Raw genomic sequence first — 16,572 nt, 5'->3', positions numbered from 1 at the left:
CGCGGCGGTCCGTATGCTGCGCGTCGTGTGGGACGTCGGAGCACATCCGACAGGCTCGTCCTGCCGTGGACCGAGTCTCCGGCGTGATGGCTAGACGAGCGTCCGTGCGAGCGCGATGCCTTCGTCCGTCGTCGTGAACTCGCCGTCGAGCTGCCGCTCGTAAATCCGTTTCAGCAGCTCGCCCATGCGGGGGCCGGGGTCGACGCCGAGCGCGACGAGGTGGCGGCCGAGCACGAGCGGCGCTGGAGGCCGATGCTCGACGCCGAGCGACCGCGCGCGCTCCAGGAACCAGGCCATTGCCGAACAGTCGAACGGGCCGGCGCGCCCCCGGCAGTCGGCTTCGGCGAAGCGGGCGAGCAGCTCGAGATCGACTTTCTGCGCCAGACGACGGAACGCGCCGTCGGTGACGGTCGGCGACTTCTGGAACGCGCCCGGTCGCATGTGCTCCGTCACGAGCCCGAGCACGGCGCGGCGGACGTCGTATCCGTCGAGGGTGTGGATGTTCAGCCGGTCCAGCAGCGCGGTCGTGGCCGGCACGCCCGCGATTTCGTGGCCGGGCGATCGGAGCCGGCCCTCGATGATGGCCGTCGTCGCGGGCTTGCCGACGTCGTGACAGAGCGCTGCGAGCATCATGGCTGCCGCGGGCCCTCGCGGCAGGCCGTCGATGCGCCGCCGCGCCTCGTCGACGACCATCAGCGTGTGCGTCCAGACGTCGCCTTCCGGATGCCACTCGGGATCCTGCGGGCAGCCGGCGAGCGGCACGAGCTCCGGGAGCAGCCGGCGAATCACGTCCAGATCCCAGGCGAGCCGCAGGCCGATCGACGGCCGCTCGGCCTGGAGGAGCAGCTTCTCGAGCTCGCCCCAGATCCGTTCGGCTGGCAGGTCGTCGAGCGGCGTGGCGCGGCACACCGCGGCCGTGTCGGCGTCGAGCGTGAGCTCGAATCGCGCGGCGAATTGCACGGCGCGAAGCACGCGCAGGCTGTCGTCGCCGAACGTCCGGCGATCGACCATGCGGAGCACGCGATCGGCGAGATCGCGCCGGCCGTCGAACGGATCGAGAATGTCGCCGGTGAGCGGATCGCGCGAGATCGCGTTGACCGTGAAGTCCCGGCGGCGCGCGGCCTCGTCGAGCGAGAGGTGCGGATCGCCGTGCACCGCGAACCCCTTGTGTCCACGCCCGATCTTCGACTCGCGGCGCGGCAGCGAGACGTCGACGTCGCCGATCTTGAAGACGGTGAAGCTCTCGCCGACGGCGTCGACCCGGCCGAACGGCTCGAGCAGCGCGCGAAGGCGCTCGGCCGGCACGCCGAACACCTCCAGGTCGAGGTCCTTCGGCGTGCGGCCCAGGAGCTCGTCGCGCACCCATCCGCCGACGATGTAGGCACGGCCGCCGGCCGAGGCGACGGCGCGCGCGATGGCGACGGCGAGATCAGGAGTGCTGCGGCCCATGCGTCGCAGGGTCCGGCGTGCGCCGGCGGCCGAACCGGCGCATCAGGCGATCCGCCTGCGCGGGCGCGATCACCGACAGCACCGACAGCAGCCACGCGGGCCGGTACGGATAGACCTCCGGCCTCGGCGACACCATGCACCGCACGATCGCGCGCGCGACGACGTCGGCTGATTGGCGTGGCCCCTTGCCGCGCACCGTGTGGCCGAAGTCGCGCGCGATGGCGTCGTGGAATTCCGTGACCGTCGACACCGGGTAGACGATCGACGCGCGGAGCGGCGTGCCCTGGAACTCGGCGCGCAGTCCCTCGATGAACCCCACTTGTGCGGCCTTCGTCGCCGAGTACACGCTCGAGCCGCCGACGCCGCGCCGGCCCGCGATCGACGACACGGCGATGATGTGCCCCGCCCGCTGCCGGCGCATGACGACGAGCGCCGCCCGCGCGGCGTAGAAGGTGCCGAGGACGTTCACCTCCACCAGCCGGCGCATGGCATCCGGCGGCGTCTCGTCGAGCAGGCCGTGATAGCCGATCCCCGCATTGCACACCATGACGTCGAGGCGGCCGAACGCCGCGATCGTGCGATCGACGAGCGCCGCCATGTCGGCCTCGCGCGCGACGTCGCCGGCCACGGCGATCGCCTCGCCGCCTCGTCCGCGCACCTCGTCGACCAGCCGGGCCAGCCGGTCCGTTCGGCGCGCGCAGGCCATGACCCGCGCGCCGGCGGCGGCGGCGGCGCGCACCGTGGCCTCGCCGATCCCCGAAGAGGCACCCGTGACGGCGACGACCTTCGACGACAGCGGCGGCACCTAGTCCTGCTGTTCCTTGAACAGGCTCTTCATCACGAAGCCGACGTTGGCCGGCCGCTCGCCGAGCCGGCGCATGAAATACGGAAACCACTCGGTGCCGAACGGCACGTAGACGCGGACCGGATGTCCGTCGGCGGCCAGCGCGCGCTGCAGATCGCGGCGGATGCCGTAGAGCAGTTGGAACTCGTACGCCGTGCGAGCCAGGCCCCGTTCCGTTGCGAAGCCTCGCGTGGCCTCGATCATCGCCGGGTCGTGCGTGGCGATTGCCGGGGAGTGGCCGGCGGTGAGCAGCATCCGCATCAGCTCGACGAACGCGCGGTCGACGTCCTCCTTCTCCTGGAACGCCACCTCGCGCGGCTCGCGATACGCGCCCTTCACGAGCCGGACGCGCGTGCCGAGCTCGTTCATCCGCGCGACGTCGCCCGGCGATCGCCGGAGGTAGGCCTGGATCACGACGCCGATGTTCCGGCAGCCGATTCCCCAGAGCGACTCGAAGACGTCGAAGGTCGACTGCGTGTAGGCCGACCCTTCCATGTCGATGCGCACGAAGAAGTCGGCCTGCGCGGCCACGTCGAGCACCCGCCGCAGGTTGTCGGTGCACGTCGCGCGGTCGATGTCGAGGCCGAGCTGCGTGAGCTTGACCGACAGGTTGCGGCTGATGCCCGCGCCGGCGGCCGCCTCGATGATGGCGCCGTAGTCGCGCGCGGCGGCGAGCGCGGCCTCCTGCGTCGCGACGCGCTCACCGAGGTGGTCGAGCGTCACGATCAGGCCCTGGCGCTCCAGCTCGGCCGCGGCGGCGATCGCTTCCTCCATCGTCTCGCCGGCGACGAAGCGCCGCGCGAAGCTCCCCGGCGTGCGCATGCCGTAGCGCGACGCGACGGTCTTCAGAAGGGCACTGCCAGCCAGCGTTGCGAAAGCCGCTCTGGACAGCGTCTCGATCATCTAGTGTGTCGTCCTCGCCCGGCGGAGCAGGTGCTCGATCGTGCGCGCGTAGAAGCGCAGCACGACGCGGTCGCGCACCCGGATCCGCGCGCCGTCCGCCACCACCACGGCGCGCTCGGCGAGCCTCGCCAGGCCGTCGTCGACCGCCTCGCGGCCGTCGCGCGTGGCCAGATTGGCGTGCTCCGCCGCGAGCAGCGCGACGAGATCGCGGACGCGCGCCACGAGATCCGATCGGGTCAGCCCCGGGCGCATGGCGGCGGCGACGAGCGCCGTGGGCAGGACTTTGTACAGACCGCCGATCGCGTCCTGCACGCGGTGCGTCAGCGTGACGAGGCTGCGGCGCGAGTCCGGCTCGTAGTCGGCCATAGGAATCGGCGCGCCGAACGTGACGAACGCGCGCGACCGGTAGCCGACCGCGTGGCGCGCCATCTCGGCGACCTCCTGGGCGAACGGGCGCTTGCGCCGGCGCGTCGCCTCGCGCGAGATGATCCGATCCTCGAGCACGAGGTCGTAGGCGATCGCCATCGGCACGATCGAGAGCGACGCGCGATCGGCCTGCAGCGCCGCCTGGAGCAGCCCGGTCTTCGGCGGCTTCAGCTCGCCGCTGTAGCTCCGGCCGCCTTCGGGGTAGAAGAGCAGATCGCGGCGATTGAGCAGCTCTGCGACGTACGCGCGCAGCGTCACGAGGTACAGCGGATCCTTGCTGTTCCGGCGGATCGGGATGGCGCCCGTGACGTGCCGGTGCAGCAGGCCGAGCGGGCCGCCGAACAGGTTGATCCCCGCGGCGGTGAGCGGCGGACGGAAGCCATGATCGTCGAGCACCAGCGGCTCGATCAGGTAGTCGAGATGGCTCTTGTGATTGGAGACGTAGAGAATGCGCCCGCGCGACGCGGCCGCGCGCGCGAGCTCGAGGTGCTCGGGCACGCGCTGCACCTTCCGCAGGATCGGATACAGCGGATGCTGCAGCGCGCGGTAGAACCGGTAGCGCTGCGTCGTGCGCAGTTCGTCGAGATAGGCTTCGATGCGCTGCTGCGGGTCTTCGTCAGCCGTGGCGGCCGGATCCCGCAGGTACTTCGCCACGTCGTCGCGGGCCAGGACGGCGCGGGCAATGTCGTCCGGTCTCACGGAGCACGACTATAACAGACCGTTCCGGGCGGCTCGGCCGCATAATGCGGGGATGAATCATCAGGGCATCGCCGCGCTGACCGCGGCGGCTTCGCTCGCGCTCGCGGCGGCCGCCTGCCATCGCTCCGGATCGTCGTCATCGTCGTCGGCGGCCGACACGCCGTCGATCGCGTACGAGAAGTACACGCTCGGCAACGGCCTCGAGGTGATTCTGTCGGAGGATCACCGGCTGCCGCTCGTCGCGGTCAACGTCTGGTACCACGTCGGCCCCGCGAACGAGGCGGCCGGCCGCACGGGGTTCGCGCACTTGTTCGAACACATGATGTTCCAGGGGTCGAAGCACGTCGCTGGCGACGGCCACTTCCGCTACGTCGAGGCCGCCGGCGGATCGACCATCAACGGCACGACCGACTTCGATCGCACGAACTACTTCGAGACGCTCCCCTCGGACCAGCTCGAGCTCGGCCTCTGGCTCGAGTCCGACCGGATGGGATACCTGCTCGACACGGTCGACCTCGCGAAGCTCGCCAACCAGCAGGACGTCGTGCGGAACGAGCGGCGGCAGTCGGTCGAGAACCGGCCGTACGGACTCGCGCAGGAGCAGGTGTTCCAGACGATCTTTCCGCCGGGCCATCCGTATCGCGCGAACGTGATCGGCTCGCACGCCGACATCCAGGCCGCGAAGCTCGACGACGTGAAGGCGTTCTTCGCGCAGTACTACGCGCCCAACAACGCCAGCCTCGCGATCGTCGGCGACATCGACGTGGCGGCGACGAAGCGGCTCGTCGAGAAGTACTTCGGCACGCTCGTCCGCGGCGCTGACGTCCCGAAGGCGCGTGCGGCGATGCCGTCGATCTCGGGCGAGCAGCGCATCGTGGCGAAGGATCGGATCCGGCTGCCGCGCGTCGTCATGGCGTGGGTGAGCCCGGCGTTCTTCTCGCCCGGCGATGCCGATGCGGACGCGGCCGCCGGCGCGCTCGGCGGCGGACCGTCGTCGCGGCTCTACAAGGCGCTCGTGTACGAGAAGCAGATCGCGCAGGACGTGACGGCGTTCCAGCAGTCGATGGGGCTCGGGTCCGTGTTCCAGATCGTCGCGACCGTGCGCCCCGGCCATGCGCCCGACGAGGTCGAGGCCGCGCTCGACGCCGAGCTCGATCGCTTCCGGCAGGCCGGCCCGGACGAACGCGAAGTCGAGCGCGCCCGGAACACCTTCGAGACCGGAATGCTGCAGGGGCTCGAGCGGCTCGGCGGCTTCGGCGGCGTCGCCGATCTTCTGAACATGTTCAACCACTATCTCGGGGATCCCGGCTACCTGCCGAAGTACCTCGAGGAGCATCGTCGCGTGACGCCGGCGAGCGTGAAAGCGTTCGCGGAGCGCTATCTGCGTCGCGACGCGAGGGTCGTGCAGCACGTCGTGGCCGGCGATCCGGACCTTGGCCAATCGGTGCCGACGCCCCCGCCGCCGAAGGCGTCCGCCGGTGCCGGCGCCGAGGCCGTGAACGCCGATGCGCCCTGGCGCGCGACGCCGCCCGCTGCGGGCGCCGCGCGCGCGATCGCCGTGCCGCCGGCGCGTTCCTTCACGCTCCCGAACGGCCTGACCGTCGTCTACCACGTCCGCCCTGGCGCCGCGACCGTGACGGCGCGGCTCGCGCTGAAGACCGGCAGCGACATGAACCCGCCCGACAGGCCAGGGCTCGTGAACTTCGCCGCCAGCATGCTGAGCCAGGGGACGACGTCGCGCGACGCGCTCACGCTCGCCGACGATCTCGCGCAGCTCGGCGCCTCGCTCAACGCGACGTCGACCAAGGACCAGGCGTCCGTCACCGTGGCGTCGCTCGCGCGCAACTTCGCCGCCGCGCTCGACATCGCGGCCGACGTCGCGCTCCGCCCGACGTTCCCCCAGGCCGAAGTGGAGCGGCAGCGCGCCAGCCGGCTGGCGAGCCTGGCCGCGGCGCGCCAGAATCCGGGCACCGTCGCGACGTCGGCCGCCACGCTGGCGCTGTACGGACCAGCTCACCCGTACGCGTACATGGAGCTCGGGACGGAAGAGGCCGCAAAGGCGACGTCGCGCGACGATCTCGCCGGCATCTGGAAGAAGACGTTCGTGCCGGCCAACGCCGCACTGGTCGTCGCCGGTCCGATGGACGAAGGCGAGCTGCGGCCGCTCGTGGAGCGCACGTTCGGCGGCTGGCCGTCGGGCCCGGCGGCCGCGCCGGCCCCCGCCGCTCCCGCCACCACCGACAGCCGCGTCGTCATCGTGAACGTGCCGAAGGCGCCGCAGACGCAACTGGTCGTGACGAGCCTCGGCGCGCCGCGCTCCGCGCCGGACTACCCGGCCACTCTCACGATGAACACCGTGCTCGGCGGCCTGTTCTCGAGCCGCATCAACCTCAACCTGCGCGAAGAGCACGGCTACACGTACGGCGCCTCGTCGCAGTTCCTCTTCCGCAAGACACCGGGCCCGTTCTGGGTGACGACCGGCGTGCGGACGGACGTCACGGCACCGGCGGCCTCGGAGATCCTCGAGGAGATCCGTCGCATGGTGAGCAGCCCGCTGACGCAGGAGGAGCTGACGCTGGCGCGCGACGCGATCGTGCGCAGCCTGCCGAGCGACTTCGAGACGAGCGGCAGCACGGTGGCGACGCTGAGCGATCTGGTCGTCTACGGCCTGGGGCTGGACTACTACTCGAAGTTCCCCGGCATGATCGCCACGGTCGGCATCCCGGACGTCCAGGCCGCCGCCAAGAAGTACCTCGCTCCCGGCCCGTTCATTGTCGTCGCCGTCGGCGATCGCGCGGCGATCGAACCCGGCCTCCGAACACTCAACCTCGGCAAGCTCGAGGTCGAGCAGGAGCGTTGATCGTGAAGCGCGCCGCCGGCGGCGCGTCCGGTGGTCCCGTACTTCCCGATCTCGTGGGCCCGTACTTCCCAGTCTAGTGATCCCGGACTTCCCAGTAGATGAGGCCCACGCCGCCGACGATCGTGAACAGCATCAGCCCGAACGAGAGGGCGTGCCACCGTCCGAACGAGATCTTCCGCTGGTCGTCGTCGGCGAGGGCCGCAATCGGGCCGGCGACGCTCCGCCGGATGCCGTCGATGCGCGGCGTGATGAGCCGGGCGGTGACGATGCTGGCGGCCAACATCGCGGCGGCGATCCACAGGCGCACGAAGAACCAGCGCGGCCTGGGCCCGAGCAGCGCCCGGACCACGAGCGAGACGATCAGCATGCCCGCGGCCGCCCACGCTCCGAACTGGAAGCGCTGAAGCACGTCTCCGAAGAGGAGGCCGGCGAGCTCCCGTCCCGCCTTGGGATCGCGAAGCTGGAGCACCTCGAACAGCGTCGGCGCGGTGAACGCGCCGAGCACCACGAGGCCGCCAGCCCAGAACGCCAGGGCGAGCACGGCCAGCAGGCGCAGCATCGACATGGCCGGATTATGCAGTACCGCGCCGCGTTCGGCCGAACCACGCCAGGATCGCCCGGCCGTCAGCAGCGTCGAGGGCGCGCGCGGCCGGCGGTCGCCGGCACCACGGGCCGGCGTTTTCTGCTACCTTCCGCGCTGCGGAGGAGAGAGACATCGATGACGCGCCGTCTGATCGCGACCGCCATCACGGTTCTGCTCGGCATCACGCTCGTGATCGCGCAAGCCGGTTCGCGCGCACCGGCGTTGGCGCCGCCGGCGCCGCGTCCTGTGCCGGCCGGCACGGCCAGCGGGCTCGACCCCGCGCGGCTCGCCCGGCTCGATCGCCTGCTCCAGCAGTACGTCGACGACGAGCGGATCGCCGGCGCCGTGGCGCTCGTGCTGCGCAACGGCCGCACGGCGTACGAACGCGCCGTCGGCTGGAGCGACAGGGAGGCCGGGCGGCCGATGGCGGCCGATACGATCTTCCGCATCGCGTCGCAGACGAAGGCCATCACCAGCACGGCGATCCTGGCGCTGTACGAAGAGGGCCGGATCGGGCTGGCCGATCCGGTCAGTCGCTTCATCCCGGCGTACGCGGCCACCACCGTGATCACGAAGAGCGAGGCCGGCCTCGCGACGGTGCCGGCGCGGCGTCAAATCACGATTCGCGATCTGCTGACGCACACCGCCGGCATCTCGTACGGCACGTCGGCAGACGTCGCGGCCCAGTACGAGGCTCGAGGCCTCGGTCCGGCGGCCGGCTTCGGCTGGTACACGGCCGACAAGGACGAGCCGGTGTGCGACACCATGGAGCGGCTCGCGTCGCTGCCGTTCGTCTCGCAGCCGGGCGAGGCCTACGTGTACGGCTACAACACGGACGTGCTCGGGTGCGTCGTCGAGCGCGCCTCGGGGATGTCGCTCGACGAGTTCGTGCGGAGCCGCGTCACCGGCCCGCTCGGCATGACGGACACGCACTTCTTCCTGCCGGCGGATCAGCGCGCGCGGCTCGCGGCCGTGTACTCCAGCGGAGCCGGCGGGCGCATCGTGCGCGCCCCGGACGGCGCGCGCGGCCAGGGCCACTACGTCGACGGCCCGCGCCGGAGCTACGCGGGCGGTGCGGGGCTCGTGTCCACCGCGCGCGACTACGCGCGCTTCCTCGAGATGATCCGCAACGGCGGCGCGCTCGGCAGCGTGCGGATCCTCGCCCCGCGCACCGTCCAATTGATGACCACCAACCAGATCGGCACGCTGCACTCGACCACGGGCCTGGGGTTCGGCCTGGGCTTCCAGACCACCGACCGGTACGGCGCGAACGGCATGGACTCGGTCGGCGCGTTCGGCTGGAGCGGGGCCTACGGCACGATGTACCGCGTCGATCCTTCGTCCGGTCTGACGATCGTGCTGATGTTGCAGCTCATCCCGAACGCCACCGACATCCAGACGAAGTACCCGACCCTCGTGTATCAGGCGCTGCCGTGATCGCCGTACGTCCAGGCCCGGCTCGTCGCCGCTATCGAACGGCGATCGTCGATCCGAAAACCATGAACGACCATGAGGATCGGCATGCCGGCAACTTCGAACGCGACGCGGACCATCGTCTCGAGCGTGACCGCTGCGGCACTGTGCGCCGCCGGCGCCACGTTCGCTGCGCCACAGAACCCACCGTCGGCCGCGTCGGCTTCCCAGAGTGAGCCGTTCCGTGGCCGGGGCAACGAGCCGTTCTGGAGCGTCGAAGTCGTCGGCACGATGATGACGTTCAAGCCGGCCGACGGCGCGACCATCACCGCCAGCCCGGTGGCCGTCGAGCAGATGAGCGGAGGACGTCGATACGTCGCGCGCGCGGCCGGCCAAGCGGTCGCGACCGTGACCGTGCTCGATCAGCCCTGCACGGACTCAATGAGCGGTCAGCCGTTCCCGAGCCGCGTCACCGTCCAGATCGGTGCCTTCGAGGCGCGGGGATGCGGTGGCGCCGGAAGGACAGAGACCGGGCGCTGAGGTCTCGTTCCGTTCCCGAGACCAGTCGAGCCAGTCGTCGCCGAAGAGCTCGACCGGATGAGGCGTTCGGATGGTGCCGTTGCCGCAGGCCAGGTCGTCGGCCGGGCAGAGCTTCTCGCATCCCCAGCAGACACGCTCTGGCCGGCGAGGGTGGAGAAACGTCTCTTTCACAACAGATCCACTGTAGCGGAGACTGCGTCTTTCGGGGCATGACCGTCGTCATGCCGGCGCGTGACACGGCGCGTGCGGTGGGCGTGTCGGCCATAGAATGGGACGGAGCAACGCCGTCATGGGCGACGTTCATCCTGGCATCGACAACACGCTTCGAGCGTTCATCGAAGCGCAGCACGTGTTCTTCGTGGCGACGGCGCCGCTGTCGGCCGAGCAGCACGTCAACGTGTCGCCGAAGGGGCTCGACGCGCTGCGAGTCCTCGGCCCGCATCGCGTCGCCTACCTGGATCATCACGGCAGCGGCGCCGAGACCGTCGCGCACCTGCGGGAGAACGGACGAATCGTGCTCATGCTGTGCGCGTTCACCGGCGCGCCGCGCATCGTGCGCCTGCACGGCCGAGGCCGCGTGCTGACGCCCGACGCCGGCGACTTCCAGACGCTGCGGCCGCTGTTTCCGCCGGCGCACCAGGGCCGGACGATCGTCGACGTGGAGGTCACGCGCGTCTCGACCTCGTGCGGATTCGGTGTGCCGCTGTACGACTACGTGGACGACCGCTCGCAGCTCGTCGACTGGGCGCGCCGCAAGGGAGACAGCGGGCTGCGCGACTACTGCCGGAGGAAGAACGCGGCGAGCATCGACGGCTTGCCCGCGATGCCGCCCGACTAGCGCCTGCCGCGGTCGTGCCCGCCGGCTGGCCCGAACGTTCGGCGAGCCGTGGGACCGGTGTCGCGCGCGCGTGAGGCGATGGGTGTGAGAAAGGGGATGACGGTCATGCTGATCTTTCTCGCGTGGTGCCTGCTGTTCGTGATCGCGTGGCCGTTCGCCGTCCTCGCGCTGCTCGTGCTGCCGATCGTCTGGCTGCTCTCGATCCCGTTCCGCCTCCTCGGCATCGTAGTCGAGGCGCTGCTCGCGTTCGTCCGAGCCGTGCTGTTCCTGCCGGCCAGGCTGCTCGGCTATCGGGCGTGAGCTGATCGACCCACGCCCGCCTCGCGATGCATTAGAATCGTGCGCCGATTCTTCCGTCGCGAGGGCATCGATGATCCTGACCAAAGCTGAACTGATCGCATCGCTCCAGAACGAAGTCCGCATCCTGCTCCACCTGGCGAGCAAGGTGGACCGCCATCACCTCGAGTACCGGCCCACGGCCAAGCAGCGCAGCGTGCTGGAGCTGCTGCGGTACCTGAGCTACATGGGGCCCGAGCTCCTGTCGGCCGCGAAGGCCGGCGCGTTCGACCCGGCGCACTGGACCGCCGTCCAGAATGCCGCCGCGGCGCGCGACTTCGACGCGACGGTCGGCGCCATCGCCGCGCAGTCCGAGGAGTACGCGAGGCTGCTCGACGACATGTCCGATGACGACTTCCGCACGAACGTCACGGTGTTCGGCCGCACCTCCAGTCGCGGCGCGTTCATCGTCAACAACGTGCTGTGCGGATGTGCGGCGTACCGCACCCAGCTCTTCCTGTACTTGAAGGCGTGCGGACGGGAAGAGCTCAACACGATGAACCTTTGGGCCGGCATGGATCCGACGCCCGTGCCTGCCTGAGACGGACCCGGCCGGCGCCGCGCGCGCGCGGCGCCGCGTAATCTATCTCGCGGACGGCCTGTTTGAGCGCCGCGTCGCTCGTTCGCCTCCGTGCCTTCGTGGCGGCGTCCGATGCCTGCGCGATGCTGCGCTCCATGTCGGCTCGGTAGGCATCGACGGCCGTCCGCTGCTGTTCCAGCTCGCCCTTCAGTCGATCGACCTCGCTCACCGCGCTGCGCTCGCGGAAGGCGAGCCACTCCGCGGTCTTCACCGGCACCCAGGCGGGCGCGCGTCCCGGCGTGAGCACCACGCCGCGCAGGGACGCGTAGTACGTCTCGGCGTCGACCTCCGTCGGCCGAGACGCCGGGGATGCACACCAGAGGCGCTGGGGAGCGTCTCGTCGCGTTCGTTGTAGCATGCCGCCGTTGGAGGCGTGACGTGGCTCAGAGATGGACGCGACGCGTGATTTCATCGATCGCCGTGGTGATGGTGACGGCGGCGGCGCCCGCGGCCGCGGCGGCGCAAGCCGATTGGACCGAGCCGTTCCCGCCGTTCCGCATCGCCGGCAACCTGTACTACGTGGGCAGCCGCGGCCTGGCCAGCTATCTCATCACGACGCCGGCCGGGCACATCCTGATCAACAGCAGCCTCGAAGCGAGCGTGCCGATGATCCGCGCGAGCGTCGAACGGCTCGGCTTCGCGTTCGGCGACATCGAGGTGCTGCTGATCAGCCACGCGCATTGGGATCACGACGCCGGCAGCATGGCGGTCAAGCAGGCGACCGGCGCGGCCTACATGGTGATGGACGCCGACGTGGCGGTGGTCGAATCCGGCGGCCGCGCCGACTTCCAGTACGGCGCGAGCCACACGATGCTCTACGCCCCGGCGAAGGTCGATCGCATCCTTCACGACGGCGACACCGTGGCGCTCGGCGGTACCACGCTCGTGGCGCGCCTGACGCCCGGCCACACCAAGGGCTGCACGACCTGGACGCTGACCGTCGACGACGATGGCCGGCGCCGGCAGGTCGTGATCGTCGGAAGCCCGAACGTGAACCCGGGATACGCGCTCGTTGGCAACGAGGCGTACCCCGAGATCGCCGCCGACTTCGACCGGACGTTCCGGGTGCTGCGCTCGCTGCGCGGCGACATCTTCCTCGGCGCGCACGGCAGCTACTTCGACATGGAGGCGAAGTATGCCCGGCTCGAGGCGGGCGGCCGGGCCGTGTTCGTCGATCCCTCGGGCTACCGCCGCTTCGTGCGGGAACGCGAGCAGGCGTTCCGCGCCGAGCTCGTCCGCCAGCGCGCCGCGGCCGCGGCCGCGGCCGCGACGCGCGTCCGTTGAACCATGCCGCGCGGGCCGATGCGCGCGGTCGCTCGTCTGGCCCTCATCGGGATCGCCGCGGTCGCCGCGATCGTGCTCGTGCGCACCGCCGTCTTCACGGCGGACGACCCGGCCGTCGAGCCGGCGCCAACCTTCGCGCTCCGGGCCGGCGCGGCCGAGCGGCTGGCAACGGCGATCCGCATCCCGACCATCACGCCCACCGCCGGCACACCTGCCGACACGGAGCCGTTCGCCGCACTGCACGCGTACCTCCGCGCGGAGTACCCGCTCGTGCACGCGGCGATGCGGCGCGAGCCGGTGGGCGACGCGTCGGCGCTCTTCACCTGGGCCGGGAGCGATGCCACGCTGGACGCGCTGCTCCTGTCCGCCCACGTCGACGTCGTGCCCATCGAGACCGGCGCCGGCGCCCGATGGACGTATCCGCCGTTCAGCGGCGCCATCGCGGATGGGTTCGTCTGGGGACGCGGCGCCCTCGATGACAAGGCGTCGGTCTTCGCGATCTTCGAAGCGCTCGAGAGCCTGTGTGCGCGCGGGTTCCGGCCGGCGCGTACGTTGCTCGTCGCGCTCGGCCATGACGAGGAAGCCGGCGGCGCGGCTGGCGCTGCCCGCATCGCCGGCCTGCTGCGCCAGCGGCGCACGCGCGTCGCCGTCGTGCTCGACGAGGGAGGCGTCATCGCGGACGGCCTGCTGCCCGGCCTGCGCGACCCGGTCGCGCTCGTCGGCCTCGCCGAGAAAGGCTCGGTGACCGTGCAGTTGACCGCGCGTGGGCCCGGCGGCCACTCGTCGATGCCGCCGGCCAACGGCCCCATCGGCGCGTTGAGCGAGGCCATCGCGCGTCTCGAAGCGAACCAGATGCCGCCGCGCCTCGCCGGGCCGACGCGCGCGCTCTTCGATCGCATCGGGCCGCGGCTGCCGTTCGTCCAGCGTGCCGCGATCGCCAACCTGTGGCTCGCCGAGCCGCTGCTGTTGCGCCGGCTCGCCGCCTCGCCGTCCACCAACGCCGCCATCCGGACGACGACGGCGGTGACGATGTTCGATGCGGGCGTCACGCCGAACGTGCTGCCCGCGGAGGCGCGCGCCGTGGTGAACTTCCGCGTGCTGCCGGGGGACACGACCGGCGCCGTGCTCGAGCACGTGCGGCAGGTCGTCGCCGATCCGGCGATCGCCGTGGCACCGGTCGGTCCGGCATTCGAGCCGTCGCCCGTCTCGTCGACCGGCTCCGGCGGCTACCGCGCGCTCGCGCGCGCGATCCGCGCGACGATGCCGGAGGTCGTCGTCGCGCCGTACCTCGTGCCAGGGGCGACCGATGCGCGCCACTACCGCGATGTCGCGATCGATGCGTACCGCTTCCTGCCGCTGCGGCTGACGCCGGCCGACGTGGAGCGCCTGCACGGCGTGGACGAACGGGTGTCGATCGCGCAGTACGAGCAGGCGATCGCCGTCTATCGGACGCTGATCGAGGAGTATGCCGGCGCCGCGGCGCCAAGCCGGTAGGTTCGCGCGGATCGCGCCCGCGTCATCGTCAGTCGTTCCGCGCCTGCTGAGCAGGCCGTTCGGATGGCACGCGGCAGTGAACGGATGCTACCTCGACTCCGAGGCGGCAGGTCTGAAACGTCGAGCAGAGGAGGCAGAGGAGGCAGAGGAGAACGATGAGCGATCAGGGCACGGTGTTTCGCGCGCTGCACTCGTCCGGGTGCTTCGTCATGCCCAACCCGTGGGACCTCGGCACGGCGCGCGTGCTCGCGCAGCTCGGGTTTCGTGCGGTGGCAACGACGAGCTCGGGCTTCGCCTGGTCGCAGGGCCGCCAGGATCACGGTGTGCCCGTCGAGGAGGTGCTGGCGCACCTCTCGGCGATGGCGCAGGGCGTCGCGATTCCGGTGAACGCCGACTTCGAGGCCGGCTTCGCCGACGATCCCGACGAGGTCGCCAGGCACGTCTCGGCGGCCGCGGCGACCGGCATCGCCGGCCTTTCCATCGAGGACTCGACGCTGGCCGACTCGCGTCAGCTCTACGCGCTCGCCCATGCCGTCGAGCGGGTGCGCGCGGCGCGTGCGGCCATCGACGCGAGCGGCCGCATCGTCGTGCTGACGGCGCGATCGGAGGGCTTTCTCGCCGGCCATCCCGATCTGGAGATGACGATCGAGCGGCTGACCGCCTTCGCCGAGGCGGGGGCCGATTGTCTCTACGCGCCCGGCGTCCGCAGCCTCGAGGCCATCTCGCGCATCGTCCGCGCGGTCTCGCCGTTGCCGGTCAACGTGCTCGTCGGATCCGGCTTCACGACCGTGGCCGAGCTGGCGGCGCTCGGCGTGCGCCGGATCAGCGTCGGCGGTGCGCTCGCCCGGACCGCTTGGGCGGCCACGATCGCCGCGGCGCGCGAGATCGCCGAGCGCGGCACGTTCACGAGCCTCGACGCGGCCGTGCCGTCGTCCGAGATCGACGGGCGATTCGCCAGCGAGAAGTGAGCCCGCCTCGTCGCGGGCTCACTTCCGCTCGATCGTCAGGTACAGCGGCGCGACGCCGAGCAGCGAGAGGAAGCCGAGCGTGAAGCGCGTCGCGCGATTGGCCACGGCGAACTCCACCGACTCGCCGGGCTGAACGGAGAACGGCGTCTTCTTCCAGACGAGCGTGTTGTTCGTCCTGAGCACGTGCTCGCCCGGATCGACGGTGAAGGTCACGGTGTCGCCGAAGAGCAGCGTGGCCTTCGGCCCATCGTCGATCGAGACGATGACCTGGCGCTGCTGGACGTCGTCGGCCGACGTGCGGGCGATCGTGACGCGAGCCTGGTCAGCCATCGACGCGCTTGCGGAGATTGTGGATCGCCTCGACGGCGGGCGAGTCCGGCCAGATTGGCGCCGGCGCCGCCGTGAACGTCGCGTGGGCGAACTCGCCCTGGAAGAAGACCACCTCCGACGCCATGAAGGCGAGCCGGGTCCAGACGCGGCACAGCAGGTAGAGCTCGCCGCCGGCGAACGCGAGCCAGAGCGGCGCCGACGCGGACGGCGCCGTCTGCAGCCAGAGCCGGGCGACGACCATCGCGGCGAGGACGTTCAGCAGGTAGAGTGCGGCAACGCGCCGGAACCGGCGCCTCACGAACCTGACGGATGCTGAGAGGGCGCCGATCGCGCTGTGCCGATCCTCGACGACCATGCGCACCTTGGCGAAGTCGGCGATGACGTTCACGGTCGCGAGCGCCGCGGCGAACGTCAGGTACAGCGCGCCGCGCAGGATCACGGCCTGGTGCTCGTTCGCCAGATCCCTGGTCAGCCGGTCGTACGCCGAGCTGAACAGCAGGGGACGGAACCAGCGGAAGAGCGCCCAGTACGCCAGCCCGATCGGCACCGCCAGCCGGAGGAATCGAAGGAAGTACACGCCGGCCGCTGCGAAGAACGCGGCCGGACGCACGGGGCGCGCGCGCGCGACCCGATCGAGGATGCCGCCCGACAGGAAGGTCCAGAGGACGAGGTACGTCGCAATGGCGCCGGCGAGCGCCGGCTCGATCGGTTCCGCGTCGGCGAATCGGCTGAGCGCCGCCAGCGTGCCGCCGAACCCGAGGATGTCGTGCGTGAACGTTCGGCCGAGCCCGGGCGTGCTCGACGAGAACTCGAGCGCCCAGGTCTCGTTCCATCCGCTCAGCGCGCGCTCGGCTTCGGCGCTTGCGCCGAGGTGGCGTTCCATCGACGCGCGGAGCGCGATGGCCAACGGCAGCGCCGTCAGGAACGTCAACACCATGACGCTGGCCGTCAGCGCCGGCGCGCGCACGACGCGCCGCCAGCCTTCGAGGAAGGCGCCGATCACCGTCGCGCGGGCCACCGAGGCC

At 71.1% G+C, this 16,572-nt stretch carries 18 protein-coding genes; 9 read left to right on the top strand and 9 right to left on the bottom strand.

All coding sequences use genetic code 11. The features are described from left to right. Positions 1–90: 90 nt before the first annotated feature. From IT184_03870 to IT184_03855, 4 genes are read right to left on the bottom strand one after another with little or no spacing between them, the layout of a single operon-like run. Positions 91–1,449 (bottom strand): HD domain-containing protein, encoded by a 1,359-nt coding sequence (locus IT184_03870; protein ID MCC7007931.1) that lies wholly within the window; start codon positions 1,447–1,449, stop codon positions 91–93. Next, positions 1,430–2,254, bottom strand: a complete 825-nt coding sequence (locus IT184_03865; protein MCC7007930.1) for an SDR family NAD(P)-dependent oxidoreductase — start codon at positions 2,252–2,254, stop codon at positions 1,430–1,432. The genes IT184_03870 and IT184_03865 overlap by 20 nt, the downstream gene beginning before the upstream one ends. Further along, the gene (locus IT184_03860; protein ID MCC7007929.1) at positions 2,255–3,196 is read right to left on the bottom strand and encodes a proline dehydrogenase family protein; all 942 of its coding nucleotides are present in this window, start codon (positions 3,194–3,196) and stop codon (positions 2,255–2,257) included. It abuts the gene before it with no gap. Beyond that, positions 3,197–4,321 (bottom strand): 1-acyl-sn-glycerol-3-phosphate acyltransferase, encoded by a 1,125-nt coding sequence (locus IT184_03855; GenBank protein MCC7007928.1) that lies wholly within the window; start codon positions 4,319–4,321, stop codon positions 3,197–3,199. Positions 4,322–4,373: 52 nt separating this feature from the next. Here IT184_03855 and IT184_03850 point away from each other — a divergent pair, with 52 nt between their 5' ends. Further along, entirely contained in the window at positions 4,374–7,181 is a 2,808-nt protein-coding gene (locus IT184_03850; GenBank protein ID MCC7007927.1) for an insulinase family protein, read from the top strand. A gap of 73 nt (positions 7,182–7,254) precedes the next feature. On the opposite strand, the gene IT184_03845 is transcribed toward IT184_03850, so the two are convergent. After that, entirely contained in the window at positions 7,255–7,746 is a 492-nt protein-coding gene (locus IT184_03845; GenBank protein MCC7007926.1) for a DUF4149 domain-containing protein, read from the bottom strand. 153 nt (positions 7,747–7,899) lie between these two features. Here IT184_03845 and IT184_03840 point away from each other — a divergent pair, with 153 nt between their 5' ends. Beyond that, a complete protein-coding gene (locus IT184_03840) occupies positions 7,900–9,201 on the top strand; it encodes a beta-lactamase family protein (protein ID MCC7007925.1) in 1,302 nt (433 codons plus the stop codon). 84 nt (positions 9,202–9,285) lie between these two features. Beyond that, positions 9,286–9,717, top strand: a complete 432-nt coding sequence (locus IT184_03835; GenBank protein ID MCC7007924.1) for a hypothetical protein — start codon at positions 9,286–9,288, stop codon at positions 9,715–9,717. Here IT184_03835 and IT184_03830 read toward each other — a convergent pair. Continuing rightward, positions 9,616–9,888, bottom strand: coding sequence for a DUF3079 domain-containing protein (locus IT184_03830; GenBank protein MCC7007923.1), 273 nt, complete (start codon positions 9,886–9,888; stop codon positions 9,616–9,618). The two genes, IT184_03835 and IT184_03830, sit on opposite strands and share 102 nt — an antisense overlap. 118 nt (positions 9,889–10,006) lie before the next feature. Between IT184_03830 and IT184_03825 the strand changes: the two genes are divergently transcribed. The 3 genes from IT184_03825 to IT184_03815 all read left to right on the top strand — a co-directional run bounded on the left by IT184_03825 (position 10,007) and on the right by IT184_03815 (position 11,432). Further along, a complete protein-coding gene (locus tag IT184_03825) occupies positions 10,007–10,555 on the top strand; it encodes a pyridoxamine 5'-phosphate oxidase family protein (protein ID MCC7007922.1) in 549 nt (182 codons plus the stop codon). 96 nt (positions 10,556–10,651) lie between these two features. Next, positions 10,652–10,855, top strand: a complete 204-nt coding sequence (locus IT184_03820) for a hypothetical protein (GenBank protein ID MCC7007921.1) — start codon at positions 10,652–10,654, stop codon at positions 10,853–10,855. A gap of 70 nt (positions 10,856–10,925) precedes the next feature. Beyond that, positions 10,926–11,432 carry a hypothetical protein gene (locus IT184_03815; GenBank protein ID MCC7007920.1) on the top strand — a complete coding sequence of 169 codons (507 nt, stop codon included), beginning with the start codon at positions 10,926–10,928 and terminating at the stop codon, positions 11,430–11,432. On the opposite strand, the gene IT184_03810 is transcribed toward IT184_03815, so the two are convergent. Next, positions 11,380–11,829: a hypothetical protein gene (locus tag IT184_03810; GenBank protein ID MCC7007919.1), complete on the bottom strand. Its 450-nt coding sequence runs from the start codon at positions 11,827–11,829 to the stop codon at positions 11,380–11,382. The genes IT184_03815 and IT184_03810 overlap by 53 nt on opposite strands. A gap of 68 nt (positions 11,830–11,897) precedes the next feature. Between IT184_03810 and bla the strand changes: the two genes are divergently transcribed. From bla to IT184_03795, 3 genes are all read left to right on the top strand, one after another. After that, positions 11,898–12,755, top strand: coding sequence for a subclass B3 metallo-beta-lactamase (gene bla / locus IT184_03805; GenBank protein ID MCC7007918.1), 858 nt, complete (start codon positions 11,898–11,900; stop codon positions 12,753–12,755). Positions 12,756–12,773: 18 nt separating this feature from the next. Further along, the gene (locus IT184_03800; protein ID MCC7007917.1) at positions 12,774–14,249 is read left to right on the top strand and encodes a M20 family peptidase; all 1,476 of its coding nucleotides are present in this window, start codon (positions 12,774–12,776) and stop codon (positions 14,247–14,249) included. Positions 14,250–14,404: 155 nt separating this feature from the next. Further along, a complete protein-coding gene (locus IT184_03795; GenBank protein MCC7007916.1) occupies positions 14,405–15,217 on the top strand; it encodes an isocitrate lyase/phosphoenolpyruvate mutase family protein in 813 nt (270 codons plus the stop codon). Between the two features lie 18 nt (positions 15,218–15,235). Here IT184_03795 and IT184_03790 read toward each other — a convergent pair whose 3' ends face one another. Next, a complete protein-coding gene (locus IT184_03790; GenBank protein ID MCC7007915.1) occupies positions 15,236–15,547 on the bottom strand; it encodes a hypothetical protein in 312 nt (103 codons plus the stop codon). Beyond that, positions 15,540–16,565, bottom strand: a complete 1,026-nt coding sequence (locus tag IT184_03785) for a hypothetical protein (GenBank protein ID MCC7007914.1) — start codon at positions 16,563–16,565, stop codon at positions 15,540–15,542. The genes IT184_03790 and IT184_03785 overlap by 8 nt, the downstream gene beginning before the upstream one ends. Between the last annotated feature and the right edge of the window lie 7 nt (positions 16,566–16,572).

The sequence above is a fragment of the Acidobacteriota bacterium genome (assembly GCA_020853395.1).
In the GTDB taxonomy this organism is placed as follows: domain Bacteria; phylum Acidobacteriota; class Vicinamibacteria; order Vicinamibacterales; family SCN-69-37; genus JADYYY01.
The sequence above is the reverse complement of the archived record's forward strand: the minus strand, read 5'-3'. Positions and strand labels throughout refer to the sequence as shown.